General features: G+C 41.3%; 18 protein-coding genes. 14 read left to right on the top strand and 4 right to left on the bottom strand.

What is annotated here, in order from left to right:
* Positions 1–4 precede the first annotated feature (4 nt).
* The 3 genes from R2S57_RS20515 to R2S57_RS20505 all read left to right on the top strand — a co-directional run bounded on the left by R2S57_RS20515 (position 5) and on the right by R2S57_RS20505 (position 5,851).
* Entirely contained in the window at positions 5–1,597 is a 1,593-nt protein-coding gene (locus tag R2S57_RS20515; RefSeq protein ID WP_316846808.1) for a RagB/SusD family nutrient uptake outer membrane protein, read from the top strand.
* 87 nt (positions 1,598–1,684) lie between these two features.
* Entirely contained in the window at positions 1,685–4,204 is a 2,520-nt protein-coding gene (locus R2S57_RS20510) for a beta-L-arabinofuranosidase domain-containing protein (RefSeq protein WP_316846807.1), read from the top strand.
* 1,359 nt (positions 4,205–5,563) lie between these two features.
* Positions 5,564–5,851 carry a hypothetical protein gene (locus R2S57_RS20505; RefSeq protein WP_316846806.1) on the top strand — a complete coding sequence of 96 codons (288 nt, stop codon included), beginning with the start codon at positions 5,564–5,566 and terminating at the stop codon, positions 5,849–5,851.
* 775 nt (positions 5,852–6,626) lie between these two features.
* Here the strand turns inward: R2S57_RS20505 and R2S57_RS20500 are convergent.
* From R2S57_RS20500 to R2S57_RS20490, 3 genes are all read right to left on the bottom strand, one after another.
* Positions 6,627–6,965, bottom strand: coding sequence for a hypothetical protein (locus tag R2S57_RS20500; RefSeq protein ID WP_316846805.1), 339 nt, complete (start codon positions 6,963–6,965; stop codon positions 6,627–6,629).
* A 117-nt stretch (positions 6,966–7,082) separates the two neighbouring features.
* Positions 7,083–7,316, bottom strand: a complete 234-nt coding sequence (locus R2S57_RS20495; protein WP_316846804.1) for a hypothetical protein — start codon at positions 7,314–7,316, stop codon at positions 7,083–7,085.
* A 30-nt stretch (positions 7,317–7,346) separates the two neighbouring features.
* Positions 7,347–9,218 (bottom strand): chloride channel protein, encoded by a 1,872-nt coding sequence (locus R2S57_RS20490; RefSeq protein ID WP_316846803.1) that lies wholly within the window; start codon positions 9,216–9,218, stop codon positions 7,347–7,349.
* A gap of 186 nt (positions 9,219–9,404) precedes the next feature.
* Here R2S57_RS20490 and R2S57_RS20485 point away from each other — a divergent pair, with 186 nt between their 5' ends.
* Positions 9,405–10,106, top strand: a complete 702-nt coding sequence (locus R2S57_RS20485) for a Crp/Fnr family transcriptional regulator (RefSeq protein WP_316846802.1) — start codon at positions 9,405–9,407, stop codon at positions 10,104–10,106.
* Positions 10,107–10,420: 314 nt separating this feature from the next.
* Complete coding sequence (locus tag R2S57_RS30560; protein ID WP_410479090.1) at positions 10,421–10,591, top strand: ATP-binding protein; 171 nt, start codon at positions 10,421–10,423, stop codon at positions 10,589–10,591.
* Between the two features lie 461 nt (positions 10,592–11,052).
* Here R2S57_RS30560 and R2S57_RS20480 read toward each other — a convergent pair whose 3' ends face one another.
* The gene (locus tag R2S57_RS20480) at positions 11,053–13,125 is read right to left on the bottom strand and encodes a tetratricopeptide repeat protein (RefSeq protein WP_316846801.1); all 2,073 of its coding nucleotides are present in this window, start codon (positions 13,123–13,125) and stop codon (positions 11,053–11,055) included.
* A 471-nt stretch (positions 13,126–13,596) separates the two neighbouring features.
* Here R2S57_RS20480 and R2S57_RS20475 point away from each other — a divergent pair, with 471 nt between their 5' ends.
* From R2S57_RS20475 to R2S57_RS20435, 9 genes are all read left to right on the top strand, one after another.
* Positions 13,597–14,253, top strand: a complete 657-nt coding sequence (locus tag R2S57_RS20475; RefSeq protein ID WP_316846800.1) for a hypothetical protein — start codon at positions 13,597–13,599, stop codon at positions 14,251–14,253.
* Between the two features lie 98 nt (positions 14,254–14,351).
* Positions 14,352–15,038 (top strand): hypothetical protein, encoded by a 687-nt coding sequence (locus tag R2S57_RS20470; RefSeq protein ID WP_316846799.1) that lies wholly within the window; start codon positions 14,352–14,354, stop codon positions 15,036–15,038.
* 139 nt (positions 15,039–15,177) lie between these two features.
* On the top strand, positions 15,178–15,855 hold the full coding sequence (locus R2S57_RS20465; RefSeq protein WP_316846798.1) for a hypothetical protein: 678 nt from the start codon (positions 15,178–15,180) through the stop codon (positions 15,853–15,855).
* A 15-nt stretch (positions 15,856–15,870) separates the two neighbouring features.
* Complete coding sequence (locus tag R2S57_RS20460) at positions 15,871–16,467, top strand: hypothetical protein (protein ID WP_316846797.1); 597 nt, start codon at positions 15,871–15,873, stop codon at positions 16,465–16,467.
* Positions 16,468–16,502: 35 nt separating this feature from the next.
* Positions 16,503–17,084 carry a hypothetical protein gene (locus R2S57_RS20455; RefSeq protein ID WP_316846796.1) on the top strand — a complete coding sequence of 194 codons (582 nt, stop codon included), beginning with the start codon at positions 16,503–16,505 and terminating at the stop codon, positions 17,082–17,084.
* A 247-nt stretch (positions 17,085–17,331) separates the two neighbouring features.
* Positions 17,332–18,387 (top strand): cellulase family glycosylhydrolase, encoded by a 1,056-nt coding sequence (locus R2S57_RS20450; protein WP_316846795.1) that lies wholly within the window; start codon positions 17,332–17,334, stop codon positions 18,385–18,387.
* Between the two features lie 13 nt (positions 18,388–18,400).
* Positions 18,401–18,922 carry a DUF3575 domain-containing protein gene (locus tag R2S57_RS20445; protein ID WP_316846794.1) on the top strand — a complete coding sequence of 174 codons (522 nt, stop codon included), beginning with the start codon at positions 18,401–18,403 and terminating at the stop codon, positions 18,920–18,922.
* A 36-nt stretch (positions 18,923–18,958) separates the two neighbouring features.
* Positions 18,959–19,603, top strand: coding sequence for a hypothetical protein (locus R2S57_RS20440; protein ID WP_316846793.1), 645 nt, complete (start codon positions 18,959–18,961; stop codon positions 19,601–19,603).
* A gap of 25 nt (positions 19,604–19,628) precedes the next feature.
* Positions 19,629–20,294, top strand: a complete 666-nt coding sequence (locus tag R2S57_RS20435; protein WP_316846792.1) for a hypothetical protein — start codon at positions 19,629–19,631, stop codon at positions 20,292–20,294.
* Positions 20,295–20,612: the final 318 nt, after the last annotated feature.

Below are 20,612 nucleotides of genomic sequence, written 5' to 3'. Positions count from 1 at the left end.
AAATATGAAATCGACAATAAAAAATATTGTGGTACTGGCAATTTTAGCCACAACTTCCGCCGGGTGCAATAAAGACCTCAATGAGGTCGTATATTCGGATGTTACCGAACAGACCTATACTTATGAAAATGCAAATGCCGCTATGGGAATTGTTTACGCCAATATGCGGAACCTCTTTGGGCACACAAATTATTACATGGTCCAGGAAACAACTTCAGATGAACTGGTTATGCCCGCCAACCCTTCGGGGTGGGATGATGGCGGGATTTTTAAGAGGATGCATCAGCACACCTGGAACTCAGAGAACCCACAGCTTATCAATATGTGGAACAGCATGTACCAGGGGGTGATCAATTCGAACAGGATCATTGAACAGATCCAGAACAACAGGGTGCCGGTGCCACCGGGCACGACTAAAACAGCATTACTGGCAGAAATGAGGTCAGCACGCGCGTTCTTTTACTGGCTGATATGCGATAACTTTGGGGCGGCGCCTCTGATAACCACTACTTCAACAGATCTGCCCGGGAAAGCCAGCCGTAGGGATATATACAATTTTATTGTAGGCGACCTTCAGGCTGCAATTCCGGATTTAAGCGATGTGACCGGTAAGGCCATGCACGGACGGTTTAATAAATGGGCGGCAAAAGCCCTGTTGGCAAACGTTTATTTAAATGCCCAGGTTTACACCGGCGAGGAAAAGTGGTCGGAGTGCCAGGCACAGTGTGAGGAGATCATCATCTCAGGTAAATATCAACTGGAAGGTGATTACCGCAATAGCTTTAAAACACAGAATGAAAATTCACCAGAAACCGTTTTTGCCGTGCCATTTGACGAAAACCGGGGCGGTGGTTTCTTTCCTGACATGTTTTCATGGCATGCGGCACTCCGCGATAAATTTGCAATGCAGTCAACACCCTGGGGCGCAGGATCGGCAATGGGTGTTCCTCAGTTTATAGATACCTATGATGCTGGGGACAAACGTCTTGGATATACCTGGATGATGGGGGCTCAGTTTGCTGCCGACGGTGTTACGCCGTTGAAAGGGTCATACGACATGGCCGGAAAGAACCTGGTTTTTACCAGGGAACTGCCCAATGGCCTGTTTACAGGGGAAGCGGAAGGCTACCGCATGAACAAGTTCGAGGTGAGAAGCGGTGCCAGATTTGACCTTAGCAATGATTTTCCTTTCTTCCGTTATGCGCAGGTCCTGCTGATGAAAGCCGAGTGCCTGGCACGTAAGGGTGATGCCGCCGGCGCCGCACAGATCGTAACCTCGGTTAGAGCACGGAATTTTGATGACCCCTCACAGGCTACAGTTACAGGCTCCGGATTATTGGCAGACAGCCGTTATCAATATGGTTTTGTTGAAAATTATAAAATTGTTGACCGGGACAACACGGCTCCTGTAAAACTGGGCAGGTTATTGGACGAACTTGGCTGGGAGTTTGCTTGGGAAGGACACCGGCGCAGGGATGACGTAAGGTTTGGGGTTTTCACCACCAAGAGCTGGTTATCAAAGAAACCACAGGGAACAGACAGAAGTGTTTTTATGATACCCCAGACGGCCATCAATTCCAACCCAAAGCTAAAGTAACAGACCATGTCGCTGACCGGGCATTAAGAATGATTACAAGCCCACACATCTGATAGGAAAAAATAATACGCACAAACAATAATACATATGAAACAAATTTCCAGAACGTTCCTTACCGCATGCCTGCTACCGCTCACTTTGCCCCTTCATGCGCAAAACCAACAGCCTGAACCTTACAGCTTCAACCGTTTGCCATTACAGAAAGAGGTCTATGCACAATTGCCCTTGGGCAGCATAAAAGCAAAAGGATGGCTGCTTAAACAATTGGAGCTTCAAAAAGACGGTTTTACGGGACATGCAGAAGAGCTTTATCCAGACAGGAATGATCTGGGGCCAGCGGCAGACTGGCTTGGCGGTACAGGCAACAGTTGGGAAAAGGCTCCGTACTATCTTAAGGGCCTGGTAGCCCTCGCCTATACGCTGGACGATCCGGGCTTGAAACAAAAGGCGCAGAAATGGATAGAATATACACTTGACCACCAGCAGGAGAGCGGCCTATTCGGCCCTGCGAAAATGAAAGACTGGTGGCCGAGAATGCCTTTCATGTATGCCTTGCAAAGTTACTATGAAGCAACGGGGGACAAAAGGGTAATTCCGTTCCTGTCCAGATACCTAAAATACCAACTGGCCAATCTGGACGGTGATCCGTTAAAAGAATGGGGAAAATCAAGGGCGGGGGACAATATCGAAATCGCAATATGGGTTTATAACAAGACCGGGGACAAATTTCTGCTCGAGCTGGCCCATAAGCTGAAAGAACAAAGTTATCCATGGGCAGAAATTTTCAACGAAAACCAGTTTGATTATTTCGGGAACGATTACCAGCCAAAACATATGGTCAATGTCGCGCAGGCATTAAAGTTCCCTGCGATCTACGCTCAGGTCGATTCCTCAATGCAATACACCAGAGCGATGCAGAATGGAATAAAACACCTGTTGCAGGATCATGGCCAGCCAACAGGGATTGCTGCGGGCACGGAACGGATATCGGGCAAAAGCTCAGTGCAGGGCGTAGAAACCTGCACGGTAGTGGAATGGATGCAGAGCCTGGAAACTGCTTCACGGATAATCCATGATGCAGAGATCGGGGACCAGCTGGAAAAAATCGCCTTTAATGCCCTGCCTGCCCAGTTCAGCAAGGACCTTAAATCCCACACCTACTATACCCTGCCCAATCAGGTCCAAAGCCTACCGGGGCCTCATGGCTTCAACCAGGATTATCATAACGGCATCATTCCCGGGCCATACTCCGGCTTTCCGTGCTGCAGATATAATATGCATATGGGCTGGCCCTATTTTGTCAAAAACAGTTGGTCCGCTACCCCTGAGGGGGGATTGGCTGTAATTGCGTATGGCCCGATGGAAGTCAGTACGGTGGTCGGAGATAATAAAAAAATAAAGATCGACGAAGATACCGGCTACCCGTTTGAGGAGCAGATCCGCTTAACGGTTTTTGTTGACAGTCCTACTTCCTTTCCACTGACCCTGCGGATCCCTTCCTGGTGCATAAACCCACAGGTGAGGATCAACAATAAGCTTATCACAGGGGTAAGCGCTGGAAAACTGCTTACTTTAAACAGGAAATGGTCAAACGGGGATAAAGTTGTGCTCGACTTCCCGATGCATCTCTCAACCGAAAAGCAGGTCAACAATGCGGTAAGCATCCAGCGGGGCCCTTTGGTATATGCATTAAAAATTGATCAGTCCGAAAAAAGAGTTAAGGAATTTCCTGTTAAAGGATTTTTCGAGACAGAGATTTCTGCTGCTTCGGCGTGGAATTATGGATTGCTGCTGGACGGAACTCCCCTGGATAAGCAGATTTCTGTTATCAAACGTCCGATGCCCGTCAATCCATTTGTACAGCAGCTCACCCCGGTGGAGCTGAAAGTGAAAGCAAAGAAGATTTCTACATGGGGGCTGGACTATAATAATACTGCCGCTTTTGATGTGCCGTTCAGCCCGGCGTTTTCAGATCAGCCGGCCGAAGAGGTAACCTTAGTCCCATACGGTTCAGAGAGCCTGCGCCTAAGCATCCTCCCGGTGATCGGAAATCCAAAATTTATAGACAAAAACTATCAGGAAACTTTCGGGGCCAATAATGCAAAAGGTCTGGTCATTTATGGGGGCGGTTGGTTTTACAGGAACGGGGCAGTGCACAGTTCTTCGAATGAAGATGGCCGTTCCGGTGAGGGAACCAAAATTATCGCAACAGGAACCAAATTTGCTGACCTTATGTTTTCAGCCGATATTGCTGTGAACACGCCGGGGAACGGTGGGCTGTTGTTCCGGATCAAGGATCCGGCAATTGGCGCCAATGCTTACAAGGGATACTACCTGGGGCTGAACCCGTCCACAGAGACCATAGAGTTTGGAAAGGCAAACGGAAAGGTATGGACGGTAATCGCAGCTGCCAGATACCCTTTGGAGCTGAAGAAAAACTATAAACTGGAGATCAAAGCGGTAGGTAATACATTTGAGGTTCTGATAGATGGGAACAAAGAGCCGGTATTAATCGCCCAGGATGGTGATTATAGCGAAGGCAGCATCGGATTGAGAGCATATAACGCGCTAATGACGGTGGACAATATCAAAGTTACCGGACTTTAAACAGCGAAGCCCACCTTAGGTTATAATTCCACAGTCCGGTTTTGGGACGGACTGTGGTTATTATAGATTTATAAACGGCACGCCCGCCCCCCGGCTCCATCTGCTGGTTTTACAGTGGGAGAACTAATCGTTATCCTACCGCTAAGTTGATAAAGAACATTTTCCCCTAATCAGTTGTCAACAGCGCAAAATTGAAACATAGACTGACCGCCGGAAATCCGGAAGCACTTTTTACCATAATCAATTGGTCGCTTCTGGCCAAAAGCCGTTAATTTCGGCAAGTCTGACCATATGAATTACAGCCCATTTTCGGCATATGACTGATATACGATAATGAAGGGAAAGCTTGTTACAAGATTGTGATATCATAGCCGTTCTGTCGAGGCAGTTTATTAGAACCCATTCACTTAAAGCGTCCGGTTCTTTTTAAAAATACTCGCTCCTTGGTGAATCTACAATCCGGGGAGTAACAATCGGAGGTGTTAACACCAATATAATTACCGCCCGTGGATGCTATTCAAAGCATGAAGGTATACGGCAGGTTAAAAAAATCGTTTTAAAAGATAAGGCTTTAAATAACATACAAATATTCAACCGTTCTCATTTATAATATGAGATACATACTGATATTTTTACTGTTATGAGGTCGTCATTATCTATATGCACAACCTTTAACGAGCACGCCTGCAGGAACAGCCTACAATGAAAGTGGTACTGGAAATTGTACTGCCATACCTATTGATGATCACATTTGGGTCCTGTTTTCTGCCACAGGAATGTTTGGCCTTATATTACTGAAGAATAAAAAATTGTGCGCATAAATACAGGTGTTTTATATCTTGCGGGTTTGCGCCCGGAATTTTTATGTGGTAAGTTAATCTGCCGTTTTGCCAAACAACGATGCAGTAAAAAACCATTTGCTGCAGATCTGGTCAGTGAATGAAATTTTAGAACAAGAGCATTTTGAAGACAATTATTCCACCTTGATGATCAAATTAAACATTGCCTGCGGTATCGATAAATGAAACCATTCATTAATACTATATACTGTTAGGCTCTTTCAAACCTTGCATACTTAATCTTAAATTATAATATTGGGTAACTGACACGTACGGTATAATTGCTAAATTGGACAATACAAAAAACGACTATAGATGGCCACGCCTTTCATCTTTGTTAATGTTTATCCCCATAGATAGCTTTACGAAATGAGGTGTTTGATGAAATATTTAGAAAAGAAAAAGATCATCGGTTCCAAAGGAGAAACATTAATGCACTAAGCCGCTATTACCTGTCAATATTTTATCAGGCCATCGGCCGAAAAGGAAAATCATTATCTTAGTAATAAAAATTAAATTAATGAAAGATTATCAACCAGACTGGAAGAAGGGAAAACCAATAAGAATGAATTCACTTTCAGACCTTGCTATCTTAATCCCAAAAGAGGTAATTGAAGAGGACAGAAAGATAAAAGCAGAAAAATATAAAAAAGCACTTTTTAAAGTATCACCTGGGAAATCCGGAAAAAAAACACCCAAAGGTTACCGGGCTGCACCATATAAACCAAATTCAATTCCAAAACCGCAGATCAACTTTGAAGGAGAAGGCAATTACAGAAAATTAATTTACAACAGACCTAAATCATAAATTACAGACATCATACCTAATAAATTAGTTTTTGTTAGACAAAAGTCAAATTACCCCTAACCCGTATTATTAGGGCTACATTTTATGTTTATTTGTGTATGCGAACTCTCTTTGTACCTGAAGACACACAACTTTTATATAAGCTGATACTAAAACGATTTAAAGCTGCACTATCACACCTGGATATACAAAACGACTTTATTGAGGTTTCTACAATTTTTAACGGCTTACCGATTCAACTGCGTATTTTTGGACGGGCTGACGTATCGGGAAAATTACGATGGCATGTGGTTAGGATTATCAATCAAAGTTTGATACCAACGGAACCTCTTACCGTATTCAGGCATATTTAAGCCAACAATCAACAATTTGACCGTCTTTTAAAATCAGATGCAAAACTACATGTATTTAAAACCTTTCAATTAACGTTATACAGAGGGATAGGTGGCAGTATATCCAGCGGGAGGCATAAGAACAAGGCGGAATATCCACCAACATAAGTTATAATTAAATCTCTTCATTGAGAAATCTGGATCAAAAGCAGTTCGCTGGCAATGAATAAAAGTGTTGATACGTAATTTTTGAAATGCTGCGTTGGTAATTAATTGAAGGCGTATAACGGATCCCCTGATGGAGTACCAGAGCTGTTGCTGGATAAATTTAAAAAACCATCAAAATCCTGATGTAGTTCGCAGAATTTCCAATGGGGATTCCATTTTACCGAAAAAAGCGGAGAAGAGATAATCTATATGCCCAGAACTTCTCAGCAAAAGAATTACTTAGATTTTTTTTTAAACATAAAGAGATAAAGCGATTTGAATACTCTCCCAAATCCTTTGCCAATTTCCTCAAGTGTCCAGTATTTCTGATCCTCATCCGACATTATCCAGATCCCCTTTAAAGCGAAAGGCTTGGTGGTTACTGCAAATACCCGAAGAGGTATGCCATCTGCCCCCCTGCACGGGATCACCTCATCAATATCAAATGCTAAACCTGAAGGCCAGGGATCTGATATTCCCCATGAAGCAGCATCTGAATCTTCAGGGTTAAAGGTAAGCGTATATCCTTTTGCCTTTAAGCCCTCTATCACTTCATCGATATCGTTCTCTTCCATTAAAATAAGCTGATACTATTTAACTATGACGGGGCGGAATATGATTTCAGGGAAGCCAATAGCAGGCCCATTCTTTTTCACAACCCTTTCCCACATCATAAAAATGACAGGAAAAAATTATCCCACGCGGTATTTTTTTTGATGCCAGGTAGCGATATTGAAAATCCCACCAAGTGCGATCAATAAGCCACCACAGAATTCCGGCCACGCAAAGGAATGGATCCCGTTGATATTGATCGTCCATGGATGTGAGTCGACTGCGTTCACTGAATTGAGATGGCCTGTGGTAAACAAAGCGACAACCAGCACAATTAGGCCAGCGGTCATCATACAATAACTTGCTTTTTTCATGATATTAAATTTTAAAAAACCAAAAACGTATTAAGGCCTCCTATCGGCCATCATCCTTTTGCCCCTGACAATAATTTTCTTTGCCTGCCTGTCCAGTGAGAGGTTTCTCCCGGTCCTGCTCTCACTTTCGTGATTAATATGATATGCCCTGACAACATCCCTATAACTTAACAGACCTTCAAAAGCCCCTTCATCCCTGCTACTGAACACCATCAGAGATTCAACCTGATTTAGCGACATAACTGCCAACGTGTTTTTCAACGTGTCGTTATCTTTGACCCGCGCATTCACAGGTTTTGTTATTGACAGTATCTCTTTTTCGGTATCTGCCAAAGGCTGAAAAAGATCCAGTATGGAGACCGCACCCAGGCAGTCCCCGGTCGGCTCCTTCACGGCATACTGATTTTCCACAGGAGGATTTTCCCCAAAATACCTTCTCACCTCCGCAATGGTATTATACGGACTTATAAACACAGGATTTCTGTCCATAACTTCCCAAACACGGAGTTTAAGCAATAGATCAGGTTCATAACTATCGGGTGTATGCACACCCCTGCGCGCAATCTTTTCGGTCATAATGGTGTTTTTCATAAAAAAAACCGAAATAAGATAGGCCCCAGAACAGGCTCCCAAAAGCGGAAGAAGCCCGTTGATCTGATGGGTAGACTCCAGCGCAAAAAGAATGCTCGTCAGATATGCCCTGGAGGCACCTGCAAACATCGCCGACATACCAACCAGTGCCGACATGGGTATACTGAGATCAAGAGCGGGAAAGAAGTTATGCAGCAGATAGCCCAAAGCAGCCCCGCTTGCCCCACCAATGGTCATCAAAGGCGCAAGCGTTCCGCCCGAAGTCCCACTGCCAAGGGCAATTGCCCAGGAAATAAATTTAAACAGGCACAGTGAAAGGATAACCGAAATGGAAAGCTGTCCACTTAAAAGCGAGATGATATTATCATATCCTACTCCCAGTGTACGCGGTGCAAAGTAACCAACGATACCAACTGCGAGTCCCCCGATAGCTGGCCACCACATCCAGTGGAGCGGGATTTTTTCAAAAGCATCCTCTATAAAGTATACGATCTTGGTCAGCCCGAGTGATGCAAAACCGACAAGGATCCCAATAAAACTATATAAACCCAATGCAGCATTCGAGGGCGGCAAAAGTGCCGGCATGGGAAATACCGGCCCTGCTTCAAAAAGAAGATGGTGTCCGGCTGCGCCGGTGATGCAGGCGAGGGCTACGGGAATAATAGATCTGGCTGAAAACTCGAACAACAACAGTTCTATTGCGAGAAATACCGCTGCCAAGGGAGTCCCGAATATAGCGGCCATCCCAGCCGTAGCCCCCGCCGCAAGGATAATTTTACGCTCATTCGGACTCACCGTAAATAGCTGTCCCAGCGTTGAGCCCAAGGCACCCCCCGTTGCAATAATTGGGCCTTCAGCGCCAAAAGGGCCACCTGTACCTATCGCAATGGCAGAAGAAACAGGTTTTAATATCGCTATCGCAGGCTTTATCCGGCTCTGATTGGTCAAAACCTGCTCCATTGCCTCAGGGATCCCATGTCCCCTGATCGCTTTGGAACCATAAAGAGCCATCAGCCCAACTATAACGCCGCCCAGTACAGGCACAACAATCACCCATAGCCCCAGATGATTGTCCGCCGGGCTTTGGAAATCAAATCCAAACCGCTGATAGAAAGATATGTTTGTAACCAGGTTGATCAGGGACACCAGAAGCTTTGCTATTAGGGAAATCCCTGCAGCAACCCCTACAGACAACATAGAAATAAACAAAAGACGCTCCTTAGAACTTTTCTCTTTGTTCCTGCCCATTTTAAACCTACCGAAAACGCCAAGAGATGGCGATATCGGTATTATATTTTTTCGACTGTTCATTTTCCTCTTAGAATGCAACAAAAGTATAATAAAAAAACTCAAATACAAATTAAAATATATTTTAAACAATATAAAATAGCTTAAATAACTTAAATTTATTAATTATAATATGTTTTAAACAATATTAATGATCTAATCCTTACAAATAAATATAAGTTGTATTTTTGCGTGTGAAATATCTGTTTAATGAAAGAATGTAATAACCTGTGCGATGTAAAAAGCTGTTTTCTATGTAGTCGTGTGATACCGGATTGGCTTCCCGCCGTTTCCCAAAGGAAAAAGAATTTCCAGTTAAAAAAAGGCGACCAGTTATTTATGGAAACAGAGGCTGTAAGTGGCATTTTTTTCGTTTTTTCGGGAACAATCAAAGTCCATAAAAAGTGGGACAATGAAAAGGAACTTATTATAAGGTTTGCAAAACCGGGCGATGTGATAGGGCACCTCGGATTGGGAAAAAACCCTACCTACCCTGTTTCGGCCACAGCACTTGAACAGGCAAGCGTCTGCTTTATCGATCTTGAGTTTTTCAGATCAAGCTTAAAGGTAAATACAGATCTAACTTATCAGATGATGGATTTTTTTGCCTCTGAGCTACAGGAGTCCCACGAACGGATGCGCAATCTTGCACATATGTCGGTCAAGGCAAGGATCGCCACTGCGCTGCTTTCCCTACAGTCACAATTTGGACGGGATGCCAATGGATCAATAGATCTTGATATTTCCCGTCAGGACATAGCGTCCTATTCAGGTACGACCTATGAAACCCTTTTCAAGGTTTTTACAGAATTCACCAAAGCAGGAAAGCTTAGCGCAAACGGCAAAAGAATCAATATTACCGATCCTTTGTTTCTACAGTCTGTAGTATCAGACGACAATAAAAAGAGCTGACCATTACTGCGATCACTTCCGATCGAAACAGAATTTAACGGCTGAATTGTCAATATCAGTTAAGCAATTGGGATTGAAATGAATGCGATCCTTCAATTTTTGGGTTGGGAATCATTGAATGTGGCCAGCTGTTTGATTTCCTTATTTAAGCAGATTATTCTGTGCAGATATCCGAACTCAAGGGAAAAACCCTACCTAGGAAAATCGCTTCAGTAACAGATCCAAAAAATCACGTTCAGCGTTCGGGACCAGACAAAGAACAGTTTTGGTCCGATAAGGCATAAAAACCGCAAAAGAAGACCGCCAAAAGATTTTTGAATGCTACACACAGGGTACAGCACCCCCATATTGGATCTATTGCGGGCTTTGGGACCGGAAATTATCTGTGCCGGGAAATCGTTGAAATGCACGGCGGAGTGATCAGGGTGGAGAGCGGTGAAGGTAAGGGTACAACATTTACAATTGAACTGCCGTTTGGAAATTAATTAAATTTCCCGATTCTCCCAGGTACGCATCAAGTCGCTCAAAAATCGGAGACTCATCTTCGATAACAAGGATCATCTTCAGTGTCCTCTGCAAAAATCTATTACTATCGTGATCAATTTTAATATTTATTTATATTGGTATTATATTTGTTGTTAGTCAAGTAAATCCCTATTATTTATAATGACAAGCTTCAAGAAATCAATTCTATTTACAAAAACTGTTCTTAATTTTTTTAGATATTTATATGGTCAATCATCAAACAGAAATAAGATGTGAAAAATTTAGTTGTATAAACATTTACATTCACATAGATAGTTTTCCAGGCAAACTGTAAAATCAAAATTAAACACCCCCCTTTCTCAAATGACTGTGGTTTTTTCGGAAATAGTTAAAATAAAACAAATTTCTGGATGACTGATCTGCTCGGATAATGATCTGACCAATTATTTTTTTTTCATTTCTACTCCATTTTATTTATAAGCTCAGGTTCTCTTTCAAAAATGGGCAGACATATAATGGCAACGGTCCCTTTCTGATTTTCACCAGCGCTTATTCTAAAACTAGCCTGAATCCCCGATTGCTGTTTGTTGATCATATCAATCCTTTCTTTGATCGAAGCCAGACCTAGGGATTGTTCTTTCACCGGATTTTTTATTGCTGGAGCGCTTTTGTTTGTTATGCCCACACCATTATCTGCTACGGTAATGCAGATGCTATTTCCCTTCATGTGAATGATAACAGAAAGATGTGCTCCGGCCTTTGATTCTGTGATCAGTCCATGTAAAATGGCATTTTCAATTAACGGTTGGATCAGCATGGGGGGAAGGCATAAGGTTTTTAGCTGGATATTCTCCCCTACGGTAAAAGTATAAGTAAACATTCCATCGTAACGTATGGCCTCCAATTCCGTATATAACATTAAGGCTTTCCATTCTTTATCAGCGGTTACTAAACTTTTTGTAGAGTTTTCAAGGATCAACCTGGTTAAGGAGGCAAATTTCTGAATAAGGCGGGAGGCTTTCCTTTTCTCGTTGTCCATTACATAGGCCTCGATAGAATTGAGCACATTGAAGATAAAGTGGGGGTTCATTTGCGATCGGATCGCCTTTAACTCACTTTCTGATAATTGGTATTGGTGCAATAATTCTTTCGACCTTTGTTCCGACTTTTGCTGCTGTAACCGGTTTTTTAGCCGCAGCTGATGGATACGCGATCTATTTAAAAAATAAATCAGTACGGAGGTGATCAGCAAAATAGCTAAGCCGGTATAAAGGTAAGTCTGTTGGTTTTTAACCTTGGCCAACGTTTGTTGCTGTTTATAGCCGTCTTCTTTTTTCTGAAACGCATATTGGGCTTCAAGCGTAGCGATCTGGTTTTTATTTTCCTGAGAATAGATCGAATCGGTAATCTGCTTCGCTATTTTGTAATTTTTAAGCGCCTCTTTGTATTGGCCATTCTCCTCCTGTAGCTGTGCCAGGTTATCAGAATAGTAGCTCAGGTTATATAGATCGCCAACCTCCTTGCTTGCGTTAACAGCCTTTGTTAAATAAAATTCTGCTTTTTGCGAGATTGCTTTATAGTTGTTGGGGATAAAATTCCGTGTTGGATATTTGTCTTTTAGCCGGGAGATAAAAATTTCCGCGTAGGTGCCCCCTATGTTCCCCAGGTTAGTGATGGAAGGTGAAAACAGTGGATATAATTCATCATATAACTGTTGTGCCTTAAATAGGAATTCCAGTTTCTCATCCTTATTGTCTTCATGCAGTAATGCGATATGGCCAAATAGCCCAGCTTGCCCCATTTTGTCGCCAAGTTCTTCATAGGTTTTTAAACTTTTTTTAAAATATTGGCCGGCATTTTTAAAATCATTCAACGAATAATAAACCGTGCCTACCTGGTTGGCGGAAGAAGCTATACCTTGCAAATCACCCAGTTTTTCATATTGTTGATGCGCTTTCAGACCATAATTAAGCGATTTTTTGTAATCTTTGTTCACATGATACAGATCCGCTATATTTTGATAGATTAAGGCTGCATAACCTTCATCTTTAATTTCGGATGCGATTTTTAAAGCGCCGAATGCATATTCAAGGGCTTTTGCATTTTTATCCTGCCTGCGGTAAACAACCCCTATATTAATTAAACTTGCAATCTCTCCTTTGCGGTTTTTAATGCGTTTTTGAATCGCTAATGATTGGTTGTAATATTGCATGGCCTTAGCATAATCACCATGATTACTGCTTATCGTTCCCAGGTTGGCATATGCGCCCGCTATCCCTTTTTGCCATTTCGATTTTTCAGCTCTTTCGAGGCATAATTGACCATAGTGCAGTGCAGAATCCGGATCGATCTTCAGATAGGCTTCGGATATCCGATAAATCATCCGCACCTGATTTGAATCGACCTTGGGAAGTGCTTTCAACAGGCTTTTCATGGAATCGATAGCCTTCATTCCCTGTTTTTGGGCAAAGACGGGAATTGAACAAGTGATGGTTAAGGCTGTGAAGAAAAAAAAGGTAGCTATCGATTTCATAGTTTTTCAAATTGATAATTTATGTTTCTGGTAGCGCAATTTTCACCATAAACAATGAATTCAATTAGATAAAATACCGTAATAAATATAATATCTCTTAAGTAGAAGAATTCATCAGGTTATTTTATCATCACTTCAAAGTTGCACATTATTGCATTAAGAAGGATTAAGCTAAACTAATTCGAATGGTGCTTTTACGCGTTTAAATTAGCATTTCGCTCAATAGCGGAATTTAACCATCTAATCATCCCAAAACTGAATTGCTGTTCAGGTGACCTCATTCAGTGCTCAAAATAATTAATCCTGCTTATTTTATTTGCTATAATAACTCTTCTTCTTCCCTAATGCCAAAGATCAACTCACTCATTATATTGCCTGTTTCAATCATCAGCCAAAAATACTATGGCTCAAGTACATACTTTGGTTAACAAATCAGAAAATTGTTCCCCGGGTATCTAAAAAAATAACCTTATGAAATATCATCTCATTTTTAGTCTGTTTTTATCCTTAATGTACTGCGAAAGCATTGCGCAGGATATACCTGTTTGTATTGAAAAGCTGAACAAAAAAACGAGCCTTACCACCACCAGGTTTGAACGGGCAATAGAACTTAAACGGAACAGAAGGGTTTATCAATTCTCTGTTAAAAGTTTAGCCCAGTGTATTGATTGTAACAATGGGTCTATTTTTTATGATCCCAATTGTAATGTAGTTGCTTACTTCATAATGGGCAGGGGAGCTAGCGCTTTTGTGGAAGATGGGTACACTGCGGCAGAATTTGGCAAAGCCGGCTATCCTAATATCAGGTTCGGGAGTAAAAAAAACACCATACCGGATTGTATAGTCAAAGCCATTAGCAACATAGATTCATTAAAGCAAGCGAATGTAAGCCGGATATCGCAGGTCCGCATCAAAGAGAAAATACTGTATGGTTTCGAGCATCAGCTAGATCCCAAACTGGCCAATTGTAAAGACTGTTCGATATCTATAGTTTATTATAACGATCACGGCAGACCTGAGGTAACGTTTAGGGTTGGTGGTATAGCGGGCATAAAAGGCGAAAACGGCTATACGAGCATTGATTTTCTCAAAAAAAACACCCTAAAGATATTATGGAAAGCCAATTAGCATTTTACATTTCATCAGCTATTTCATCAAATCCCAACTGGACAGTACAATAAATATGCCTGCTACAAACAGAGCATCTAAAAATTTCCAACCATATCATGAAAAACTTTAAAAATGCCCTAAAATATTTGCTGATATGCTTTATAGCCATCATGCCTTCCTGTAAGAAGGATCAGATTGAAGTTGAAAACGGAGATGAAGTAGAAATTAACTTAAGCGAATATTACATCGTAGGCCGAAAGCCCGCACAGCTTTCCAATGGTAAAACCGTACAGATTCCTTATATCATCAACTTCGATGGGTACGGAAAAGCAGCGTTGTTAAGAGAAAGCGCCATGCCGTTTATTTTTAAAGACGGCAAAATTAAAATAGATGGATTGATGGTTTTTACGGTAGAGAACAATACCATTACTGCCTATCAAGATGTGATGAAACGCTATCCATTTACCACTTATAGCTTGCAAAAAAAGCCGGCAAGCAATCAACTGAACGGTAATTCGTATCAGGGTAACTGGTCCAATATAGCCAAAACATTTTCCGCATTCACTTTTCGCCCGGATACTTATGATGAAAAAACCGGTGCGATTTATCCGTTTTCTGGAAAGTATACTTTGATTGCAAATATTGCGGCTAGAAGTAATACGCCAGATGCCTCGGCCAACAATTACGCAGAATATGATGCCGTACTGATTGACGGGAAATTAGAAGTTACCTGCCATAAGAAAAATCTCATAGGTGCCGGTTCAGAAATTTTCACCTACGGTATATTTACTAAAGTGCCATAAGCTAAGACTCATCTGTTTGCTCATCTCAAATTGCCTTTTGCTCATTAAGATACCTGCCTCAATCATTACCATAAAATATTGTGAAGCCAGGGCATATGTTTGTTTAGCAAACCAATTATTAAATGTAAAACTGACTACCATGAAAACCCTAAAAATAATATCCATGCTCTTATTGCTTTTAAGCTTTATGGCATGTAAAAAAAATAGTGCCGTTACACCAGAGCCAACTGAACCAATTGAAGAACCTTTTGATGTGAAACAATATGTTCTGGTGACAAGAGAGACAAACCCTGGCGGCTGGGTAAGAAATATCCAGTTGAGGAGTTTCGAAGCACAGGGCAAGTGTATTATTTTTAATGAAGGTGGTGATATTCCCGACAATGGCTTTACTTATAGTTATGATAATGGTATCCTGAAATTATTTTATGGCGCACAACTTCAAAATGAATTGAAGATCGAAAATAAAACCATTGCCCTGGCTACGGCAAGTGTAGCAGGGAGATCATTTAAGTTGATTAAGATACCTGCCGAGAATCCCTTAAAAGAAAATACCTATTCTGGTGGGTGGAAATCTGAAGGAAGTTTGTTGACTACCATTGCCAGCGTAAAATTTACGGACACCCATTACAGCGAGGCCTCCATTAATTTACCCGTACCCAATAAAACATATGCGTTATTTAAAAATATAGCAGCTTTTAAATACAATGCTACGGATAGAGTAACGAGCCTTTGGGTATTATCGGATGGAAAACTTGAGGGTTATAGAAAGTATTACAATAGCAATAGCAGGATGACCGGCACATTTACCAGGCAATAATTTTAACTGATTATCATGAAAAGAATATTAAAAATGCTACCCATACTGTTGTTAATGGTATTGGTGAGCTGTAAAAAGAAAGAACTTAAGCCAGAGGGCTTTAACATTACCAAATATAGTATTGTAGGGAAGCTGTCTAATGGATATCCTTACATCATTACCATAGAAAGTGACAAAGCGGTTTTAACACATTATAGTGCTACCTCTGGGAAATACAGCTTCACAGACGGCGTTCTAAACTTAAATTTTAACGATGAAGTGATTTGTGCTTTCGTTGTAGAAAATGGAGGGATCAAATCATACAAAGGCCCGGTAATTCTAAATACCTACGATCTGGTAAAAATACCATCAACCAATCAGTTGGCAGGTAAAAACTTTAAAGGCACATGGAACAATTCAGGTTCTTTAACCCAATTAAAATTTACCGGTGCAGAGTACATAGAAACTACCAATAACCAGCAATCGATAGTAGATTATACACTGATCAATAACCTTGCGGTAAAAAAAACGGAGGGCAATAACCTAACCGTTTTTATACTGATGAATGATAAACTGGAAGGAGGCCGTTATAAAAGTCCAAATACCTTCTGGGGCACTTTTATGAGGGAGTAAAATGTTTATGAATCCATTTTTATAAAAACTATACCATGAAAAATTTAAAAGTTTTAACCACAATTTTATTGATCGTTCTTAGCCATTCAGGAATGGCCCAAAAACCAAGTACACCAGAAGTTGCCGGCACACAGACAGGCACAAGGATGAACGTAAGTTTTCCGTTCGATATTACAGGTGTACCATTTTCTCAAATTCCCGGTAGCGTTTGGAACCCCAATGCCCATGTTATGGCAGAATTATATATGTCTTACTACATGGAAGGAGATGCAACGAAGTACAGCGCTTCAAGGAAAATGTCTGTTAATATCAGAACTGGTGGCAGTTGGAGAATGCCGAATATGAGTATCGAGGCGCCGCCATATCGTATACCAGGCAAAAAAATGGTTCCTGGTAAAACTTTCTATAGCCTATTTATTTATCAGCAATACAACGGGGAGCGCTCTAACTCCTGGAACGCGGAAATCAAAAGAAGTAACTTGACCATTCAACAGGTGCCTGACCAAAAACCAGCTCCAGAGAAAATACAGATAATAGATAAAATTATACTCAATCCACAACCTATTCCACCATATACAGGTAAAAAAGCAATTGGAATTAAAAGTAAATCACCTTAATCGCTGTAGAGGTAAACGCCGGGCAAACCTAATTTGCACGGTATTTCTGTGTTCTCTAACGAACCATACTCAGGTAAACCTATCGAAAAGCTAAAAAAGCAGAAAAATAATAAACCTAAAAACAGCTTCGCTAATCCATACCCTTTCCCACTCATTAAAACTGTCATCTTGCTCATTGTCAGAAAATCTCCTGTTTAATAGCTGTTCTTTTGGAGAAACATCAAAACATCACTAAAACCCTTACATCATGAAAAATTCTAAATTTCTATTCATACTGATGCTCGTTTCATTGGCATTGGTAAGTTGTAAAAAGACAAATACTGATCCAGATGGCGATATTACAACAGGACTGCATGTTCAGGATGGTAAATACCTGGCCGATAAATGCGGCAATAAAGTGGTATTGCGTGGGGTAAACATAGGCAGCGTTTATGCGGTAAATTTCGGTTTAAAAGAGCTTGAAGAAATTGAAAAAACCGGTGCCAATACGGTTAGGATCGTGCTTGAGCGACATTACAAAGATTGGAGCAATGGTGGTGCGCTCACCCCCTTAACTGAAGCTAAAATAGAGCCTGTAATCACTTCTTGTCTGGCCAAAGGGATGATCCCCGTTTTAGAATTGCATGATTTTACAGGAAGTGCGAACGTAGCTGCAGACCTGCCTAAAGCTACACAATGGTGGACGGGTGCCGGAATAAAGTCTATGCTTCAAAAATATCAGAAATCAATTATTATCAATATCGCCAACGAGCCAGATAATGGTGCAGCTTCCGATGCAAGCTATGCAGATGCAAACACTAATGCACTTAAAGTATTAAGAGATGCGGGCTACACTTGTCCAATAATGATTGATGCTCCCAATTGGGGTAAAGACCATGTATTTTTCCTGTATAAAGGGCAGGCGTTAATGGATGCCGACCCTTTACATAATTTATTGTTCAGCGTGCATGCTTACTGGCCCACCAATGGGCCGTTCGGTAATTATTCGGATGCTAAAATTACGGCAGATTTCGCCGCCATGAAACAAGAAAACTTACCTATCGTAATTGGTGAACTGGCTATTGCCGATATCCAGAACGGACTTGCTTATAACATCAATTACCGGTTACTGATGAAATTGTGCAAAGAAAATGAATTTGGTTACATAGCCTGGTGGTGGGGTTTTAACAATAATCCTGGAGCCAATAATCAGTTAAGCATGACCAATAATGGCCTATATAGCGGGCTAGCGGGCTCTGGTAAGGCTATAGCAGTAGATGATGCAAACTCGATCAAAAATACCGCAAAGCGGACCTGCCAATAAACCTACAGAACCTATGAAAAAGCTCCTGTTATCCGGTTTGCTGTTTGCGGCCAGTTTTGTACCGGCAACTGCCCAGGAAACTGAAAATGAAGTTAAAGTGAATTTGCTTGGTCTGCTTACCGGTTTACCTGATATGAGTTATGAACGCATTTTAAATGATAAAACGGGCCTTGGCCTTTCATTAGGAATGGGTTTAAAAAACAGAAGTCATTACCAGGACCATTACCGTTATGTGCTTTTTCCGTATTACAGGTATTATTTTGGGCATAAACATGCCGGTGGATTTTTCCTTGAAGGGCATGCCTCAATAATCTCCGCTAAAAAGGACCTTGCAGATGATGCAAAAACGCAGGAAAAATTTAAGCCATATTTTGGTTTGGGAGCAGCTATCGGCATAAAAGTATTTAATAAAAAAGGCTATCTGGCTGAAGGCTATGCCGGCCTGGGCAAGCAGCTCAACGTTAACGAAAACCTCAGGCACAAAAGCCTTAATCTATACCCGAGAATAGGTATTTCAGTAGGCAAAAGATTTTAACCGTAAATATTCAATCAGACTAAAAACCAATCCATCATGAAAAAATTAATTATGATCACCCTGTGCTTTTTAAGCATTGGTTTCATGGCAAAGGCCCAAACCAAAAAACCGGTAAAAAAGAAAACTGCCACCACTAAGACCACAGCAACTAAGACTGCATCTACAAAAACCGTAGCACCGACGAAAGAAACAGTAGAGCCAGAAGAAAAAGCTGTTGTTAAACCGTCCGTGCAACTGGTTAAGCAGGCTAGAGTAAATGATGCCAATACCAGTTACAAAGCTGCGATCGGTCTAAAATTTATCTATGGCATTTCGCTTACCGGTAAATTTTTTATCAGCGAAAATTCAGCACTGGAAGGTATTTTGAGATATAATGGTGCGGGTGGCCTGGGCAGTAATATTGCCTTTAGCGCATTGTACGAATACCATTTGCCAATAAAGGGGGTTAGTGGCCTACGTTGGTACGTGGGTGGTGGTGGCCATGTAAATTATTTCAGTTGGGATGATAGCGATATAGATGGGGTAGCGAGCTATGGCGTAGTGGGTGTTTTAGGTTTAGAATACAAATTCGCGAAGCTTCCGTTAGCCCTGAGTGCCGATTGGCAACCCGCCTATATTATTAGTCCCGGCAGCGGTTTTTCTGCTGAGAACGGCGGTATCGGTGTAAAGTATACTTTTTAACTATTCCTTATTAGCTTATTACTCTATGAAAAAATTAATCATTGATTTAAAATCTGGCGCTTTGTTCTTATTGATCTTGATTGCTTCCTTCAAAGCAAACAGTCAGGAAACCAACCTAAAGGATTATTGTATTGTTGCTTATGCCAACCCGGCGAATACAAACTTTAAAACCCCTTTTATATACAGCTTTGGAGAAAACAATACTTTCGAACATTTAGATGTGGAAGGGAAAATAAGGCAGGGAAAGTATACCGTTGCAAAGGGAAGCATCAGGTTTGACTTTGGTGGCGGGGAAGAAAATTATCAGATTAGAGGTGATCGGGTTATTGCCCGTGGTAAAAACACTTCTGCCCTGCTTGTAAAAAAAGTTAACGGCAATTTACTAAAAGGTAACCGTTACACCGGCATTTTGTATAACCTTAAATCAAAAGAAACAATCCGTACTACATACCATTTTATCGCTGATAAATTCGGTGTATCTGATGAGAATAGGAAAGCTGTTACTTTTAATGATTATACCTTATTTGGCAACATGGCAGGTTACAGGTGGTATGGGCCAAGTGGCGTTAAATCGTTGCTTTCACATCGGCTTTTTGTATTGTACGGAACCCAATTGGTGGTCATCAATATTTATAAAAACCAGAGTGAAGGCGCTACCTACGGAGTCTTGGATCAGGAATTCAAAAAATAATCTTGTTGCAATTTTAATATTGATCATACCGTCAAAGGCGATATGATCTCTGCTGAAGTTTTTCGGTCTTTGTGGGAGCTTGCCTTCAACCAGCCTTCATACCAGGTATGTTTTTTAAAATAGTCTTTTATTATTAACTTATTTAGCTTTGACAGATTGCCAACAGTGCTCGTAATTAAATACTTTTCTTTTGATGCGGGGTATACTTGATTTGTTTCACCTTTTTAAAATTACTAACCCCATAAAACCAAGGAACCATTTTTGCACCATGATTAAGGGAATCGTTATCATTTCATGTAGAAATCGCTTCAGATCGAG

This window comes from Pedobacter psychrodurus, from assembly GCF_032678585.1.
Taxonomy (GTDB): domain Bacteria; phylum Bacteroidota; class Bacteroidia; order Sphingobacteriales; family Sphingobacteriaceae; genus Pedobacter; species Pedobacter psychrodurus_A.
This window is presented reverse-complemented; position numbering and strand designations above follow the sequence as displayed.

Bases quoted from the DNA above. Each gene is read 5' to 3' on its own strand.
- R2S57_RS20515 (WP_316846808.1), top strand. From the start codon at position 5: ATGAAATCGACAATAAAAAATATTGTGGTACTGGCAATTTTAGCCACA.
- R2S57_RS20510 (WP_316846807.1), top strand. From the start codon at position 1,685: ATGAAACAAATTTCCAGAACGTTCCTTACCGCATGCCTGCTACCGCTC.
- R2S57_RS20505 (WP_316846806.1), top strand. From the start codon at position 5,564: ATGAAAGATTATCAACCAGACTGGAAGAAGGGAAAACCAATAAGAATG.
- R2S57_RS20500 (WP_316846805.1), bottom strand. From the start codon at position 6,965: ATGGAAGAGAACGATATCGATGAAGTGATAGAGGGCTTAAAGGCAAAA.
- R2S57_RS20495 (WP_316846804.1), bottom strand. From the start codon at position 7,316: ATGAAAAAAGCAAGTTATTGTATGATGACCGCTGGCCTAATTGTGCTG.
- R2S57_RS20490 (WP_316846803.1), bottom strand. From the start codon at position 9,218: ATGAACAGTCGAAAAAATATAATACCGATATCGCCATCTCTTGGCGTT.
- R2S57_RS20485 (WP_316846802.1), top strand. From the start codon at position 9,405: ATGAAAGAATGTAATAACCTGTGCGATGTAAAAAGCTGTTTTCTATGT.
- R2S57_RS20480 (WP_316846801.1), bottom strand. From the start codon at position 13,125: ATGAAATCGATAGCTACCTTTTTTTTCTTCACAGCCTTAACCATCACT.
- R2S57_RS20475 (WP_316846800.1), top strand. From the start codon at position 13,597: ATGAAATATCATCTCATTTTTAGTCTGTTTTTATCCTTAATGTACTGC.
- R2S57_RS20470 (WP_316846799.1), top strand. From the start codon at position 14,352: ATGAAAAACTTTAAAAATGCCCTAAAATATTTGCTGATATGCTTTATA.
- R2S57_RS20465 (WP_316846798.1), top strand. From the start codon at position 15,178: ATGAAAACCCTAAAAATAATATCCATGCTCTTATTGCTTTTAAGCTTT.
- R2S57_RS20460 (WP_316846797.1), top strand. From the start codon at position 15,871: ATGAAAAGAATATTAAAAATGCTACCCATACTGTTGTTAATGGTATTG.
- R2S57_RS20455 (WP_316846796.1), top strand. From the start codon at position 16,503: ATGAAAAATTTAAAAGTTTTAACCACAATTTTATTGATCGTTCTTAGC.
- R2S57_RS20450 (WP_316846795.1), top strand. From the start codon at position 17,332: ATGAAAAATTCTAAATTTCTATTCATACTGATGCTCGTTTCATTGGCA.
- R2S57_RS20445 (WP_316846794.1), top strand. From the start codon at position 18,401: ATGAAAAAGCTCCTGTTATCCGGTTTGCTGTTTGCGGCCAGTTTTGTA.
- R2S57_RS20440 (WP_316846793.1), top strand. From the start codon at position 18,959: ATGAAAAAATTAATTATGATCACCCTGTGCTTTTTAAGCATTGGTTTC.
- R2S57_RS20435 (WP_316846792.1), top strand. From the start codon at position 19,629: ATGAAAAAATTAATCATTGATTTAAAATCTGGCGCTTTGTTCTTATTG.